Annotated in this window: 4 protein-coding genes; all 4 read right to left on the bottom strand. The window is 38.0% G+C overall.

Features of this window, described 5'->3' with window-relative positions; genetic code table 11:
* Window positions 1–150: 150 nt before the first annotated feature.
* Window positions 151–1299, bottom strand: a complete 1149-nt coding sequence (locus Q0W95_RS07410) for a haloacid dehalogenase-like hydrolase (protein ID WP_297791419.1) — start codon at window positions 1297–1299, stop codon at window positions 151–153.
* 6 nt (window positions 1300–1305) lie between these two features.
* Entirely contained in the window at window positions 1306–2670 is a 1365-nt protein-coding gene (locus tag Q0W95_RS07405) for a class II fumarate hydratase (RefSeq protein WP_297791417.1), read from the bottom strand.
* A 2-nt stretch (window positions 2671–2672) separates the two neighbouring features.
* Window positions 2673–4091: an aspartate ammonia-lyase gene (locus Q0W95_RS07400; protein ID WP_297791414.1), complete on the bottom strand. Its 1419-nt coding sequence runs from the start codon at window positions 4089–4091 to the stop codon at window positions 2673–2675.
* Window positions 4092–4200: 109 nt separating this feature from the next.
* On the bottom strand, window positions 4201–4933 hold a 733-nt coding region (locus tag Q0W95_RS07395; protein WP_297791412.1), incomplete at its 5' end, for a C39 family peptidase.

The following is a 4933-nucleotide window of genomic DNA, read 5'->3' as shown; positions in this document are numbered from 1 at the left end:
TTCGCATACCTCGCTATTAATCACGCTTTATTCTTGTGTCGTATTACCAAATTTAAGTATATATTAAATTTAATACAAGCATTTTCCTAGTTTACTAAGCTAATTCAAGGAGTGAAAGCTCTAGTATATTAAAAATACTAGAGTCTTATCCTATTCATTATAACCAACCGACTTATTAGAATTTACAAATTTCCCTTGCAAAAGATTCCTTCCTTGGCTAAAATATCTTGGACTATCTTGCCAAGCTTGATTTCTAAGGCTTGTGATTTTTCCATCATTTTCTCTATGAACTAGGAGGGCAACTTCTGTATCTGGATAGGTTGTAAGCATGGCAAAATCACCATCACTATCTCCACCAACCATAACTGGTCCATAGTTGTTGGCATTTTTTATGAGCTTATCGATAGTAGCAACTTTCCCCTCCCTAATGCTTATTGGATAGGACTTGTCTATGGCAGGAAGGATTCTTCCATCTCCCAATCTCTTTAGCCTTAATCCTAAGACTTTTTTCTCATCCATCTTGTAAGAGTTATCTTCACTCGTTGCAAAAGTTCTTACTATGTCAATAAATGATGCCGAAACAATGTAAACATCTATACCATTTTCTTCTAAAGCCTTATAAAGATTTGCCATCTCCTCAAGCTCTCTTATGCCTACAAAATATTCTATTTCAATCCTTCCAGATTTAGATTCGATTGTCGGAGATGTGAATGTTTCAACTCTAATCGGCTCTTTTTTCATTATTTTGTAAGCCCTAGCTCCCAGCTCCATAACTTGGTCTTTAGTGTAATTTTTTAGCAGATAGCTCATCCAACAGTAAGGGTCTACAGCATCATCTGCATAGCTACTAACCTTGTATCTATAGAACATTTTTGCCACAAATTCCTTGTAATAGTCCGTTTCCTTTACTTCTTCAAGACTCATAGACCCCTTAAATTTTTCGTAGTTATCGTAGATAAATTGATAGGCCACCTTTATGTCAGCTGAAAGTACGTCAATATTTATCAAATTTCCCTCTAGGTTGGCGTGATTTTTTCCATAGGGCTTTGTATCGACGTTTTTTCTTATTAACTCGTAAAATTCTTCTACTTCCATCTTGAAAGTTAGATTTGTTATCATGTAATAAAGCAAGGCCTCTTCTAAATCACCGATTATAGATGTGTTGTCCCAATCAAATACTGCAAAGGGCTTGTGGTTTATATCATAAGAAGGGTTGTCCTTACCATGAGTTTCTATTAGTTTATTTATAGCTTGGTAGACTCTCTCGTCCCAAGCTCCTTTTTTTATATAAGTTTTCATATTCTCCTAAACCATCTTTTGGGGATCTACAATTCTCACAAATTCCTCATCGCTTACAAAGTCCAAGTCCCTGTTGGCCTGTCTTAGGCTAAGCTTTTTTTTATGGGCGTACTTAGCAAGTTCTGCTGCCTTATCATAACCTATGTGTGGGCTAAGAGCTGTAACTAGCATGAGAGATTTATCTAAATTTTCTTGGATTTTTTCTGAGTTCACCTCTAGGTTTTCCAAAAGATTTTTCCTAAATGCTTGCATCCCTTCAGCTAAAAGTTTAATGGACCTAACCATATTGTAAATTATAAGTGGCATATAGGTATTAAGTTCGAGCTGGCCACTAGCATTAGCAAGAGAAATAGCTGTGTCATTTGCCAAAACTTGCATAGCAATCATAGTAAGCATCTCCACTTGGGTCGGATTGACCTTGCCTGGCATGATAGATGAGCCCGGCTCGTTGGCTGGTAAAATTAATTCTCCTATTCCAGTCCTTGGGCCACAAGATAGAAACCTTAGGTCGTTAGCTATCTTGTTTAGGTCTTCTGCCAAAAGTCTAAGTCCAGAGTGAACCCTTCCTACTGCTTGCTTGGAGGAAAGACCAAGGAATTTATTCTCATCCTCTAGGAGAGCAAGCCCCGACAGAGCCGAAAGCTCTTCTACCATCATTGTTGAAAAACCATCTGGTGCATTTAGCCCAGAACCCACGGCAGTCCCTCCTATTGGGAGTAAACGCAAATCTTCCATCAACTTTTCAAGATAAAGTTTATCTCTATAAATAATTTCTCCATAGGTTCCTATTTCATCCGAAAGTTTAAGTGGCGTTGCATCTTGGAGGTGGGTTCTTCCTGTTTTAATTATACCAGTAAAACTTTTTGCCTTCTTAGCTAACTGACCTACAAATTTATCTATTTCAGGCAAGAGGTCATGCTCTAACAGGTTGAGGCTTGCTAAGTGGATAGCTGTTGGGAACGTGTCGTTAGAACTTTGGGATTTATTTACATGGTCGTTTGGATGAATTAGAAGAGCACCTGCTTTTTCATTGGCAATATGACCTATAACTTCATTTACATTCATATTTGTCTGAGTACCTGACCCTGTTTGCCAAACTGTAAGAGGGAAATTATCAGAAAATTCTCCCCCAAGTAGCCTATCGGCTGCATAAACTATGAGTTCTTTTCTTCTCTCATCTAGTATTCCTAACTTGAAATTTACAAGAGCTGCCGCTTTTTTTATAAGAACCAAGGCCATAATTTGTTCTCTTGGCATAAGGTCAAGACCCTTAGGGAAATTTTGATAAGACCTTTGCGTTTGTGCGCCCCAATAAACGTCGCAAGAAACCTCAACTTCTCCCAAAGAATCCCTCTCTATTCTCATTTTCATAACTAATCCTTATTTATATGAGCCTCATCCAAAATTCCAGGATGGGTCATGCTTTCATAATCCAATATATTATCAATCTCTTCCTTAGTCATAATATTATCTCTCAGCAATATCTCCCTTACAGAAACTCCCGTCCTTAGAGATTCTTTGGCAACCTTGCTCGCCTTATCATAGCCAATATGTGGAGCAAAAGGAGTTATGATTGCTATAGAATTTTCAACTCTTTTTTCCAACTTTTCCTTATCACTTGTAATGCCATCTACGCAGTTCCTATAGAGGGTAGAAATGGCAGATGTTAGGCTTTTTATCGACTCAAAAAGAGAGTAAAAAATAATAGGTTCAAAGGCGTTTAGCTCAAGCTGTCCTCCTTCAACTGCCATTGTAACCGTCATATCGTTTCCTATAACCAAAAAGGCGACTTGGTTTACCACTTCAGGAATCACAGGATTTACCTTGCCTGGCATAATGGATGACCCAGCTTGTTTGGCAGGAAGGTTATAATCACTGATACCTGTTGTAGGTCCTGATGATAGGAGTCTTAGGTCGTTTGAAATCTTAGATAGATTGCAAGCCATAGTTTTTAATACTGATGAAGTATAAAGAAAAGAATCCAAATTTTGAGTTGCATCCACCAAATCTTCTGCTTGTTTAAGGTCAAGCTCACAAATTTTTGATAGGGTCGGTACAACTTTTTCAATAAAGTCATCATCCGCATTTAGTCCTGTTCCTATTGCAGTTCCACCAAGATTTAGGTAAGAAAGTTGGTCAACAGCCGAACCCAACCTCTTATAATCCCTTGAAATCACCGTGGCATAGGCCTTAAACTCTTGGCCCAATTTGATTGGGACTGCATCTTGGAGCTGAGTCCTCCCCATCTTGATATAAGAATCAAACTCCTTGGCTTTTTTCTCAAAAGAAGTTATTAGCTTATCGACCTCAATCTTTAGGACTCCTATGTACCTAATCAAAGCGATTTTCCCTGCTGATGGAATGACATCATTAGTTGATTGTCCCTTGTTCACATGGTCATTTGGATGTATATATTCATAAGTTCCCAGACCTCCACCCAAGATTTCGTTGGCGATGTTAGCTATAACTTCATTGACATTCATATTAAAGGAAGTTCCAGCTCCACCTTGGATTGGATCAACCACAAAGTTATCCATAAATTCTCCAGCTAGAATCCTGTCGCAAGCTTCAACTATGGCATCTTTTTTCCTAGCTGAAAGAATACCCACCTTATTATTTTCAATTGCACAAGCCTTCTTAACTTCAACTATAGCCCTTACCAAAAACGGATCCATACTTTGTCCTGTGATATGAAAGTTTTCAAGAGCTCTTTGAGAATTTGCCCCATAATAAGCTTCGCTTTTGATCTCAACCTCTCCTAAAGAGTCCCTCTCCATCCTAATATTTTCCATAACATCCTCCTTATCTTTATTATAACGCAAGAAAAGGTTTTTTTGAATAGTATTCATAAATTTACGCATAAAAAAGATGCTACAAGAAAATCTCATAGCATCTAATGACCTATTTTTTTATTTGCCAAGCAACTGTAACTTCTTGCTTGAGTCTCCAGAAAGGTTGTTTTTCCATAGTATTAGACACAGAGTATGGATCGTTTATGGTAAAATATCCATCTTTATAGGAGTCTATAACTATATAATGACCTCCTGTTGTGAAATATCCAGCACCAACTCTTACAACAACGCTTCCTTCTTTTAGGGCTTGGATTAAAGCTTTTTCATTTACTGGAACATCGTAAGATCTCAAACCGTAAATCCTTGGATTTTCTCTAAAATATTGCCAATCTGTTCCATCGTCAGCGTAATCAGATGCATCTACTGCTGTATTTGTTGGATATATATCATTTCTATGGAGTTCCTTGTTTAATACCATAGCCATAGCTGTTGGTCCACACCCATAGCCCCCAAGGGTTCCACTAGAAAATCTTCTGTAGGACCATCTTGGGTCAACTTGTCTAAAGTATGGGGTTTTTCTGTTTAGGTATTGGGTAAATCCTGGTCTAAACTGACCTCTAGTTCCCATTATTGCAGGTCTCGTGTCAATTCTTCCAATCTTTCTAGCTACCCCATTCCAATCTGTCTTATATTTGTTAAAGTTAAATACTTTTACTGTATTTCTCAACTTTTCTCTAGTTCTTTCGTGGAAGATATAGGTCTTTCCGCCGATAACTTGGATTCCCTCCGCAGGCTTTCCATCAGCAAAGTAGTACCTATCTCCTACCCATCCTCTGGCAAAT

Source organism: uncultured Anaerococcus sp., assembly GCF_947253225.1.
Lineage (GTDB): Bacteria > Bacillota > Clostridia > Tissierellales > Peptoniphilaceae > Anaerococcus.
The sequence above is the reverse complement of the archived record's forward strand: the minus strand, read 5'-3'. Positions and strand labels throughout refer to the sequence as shown.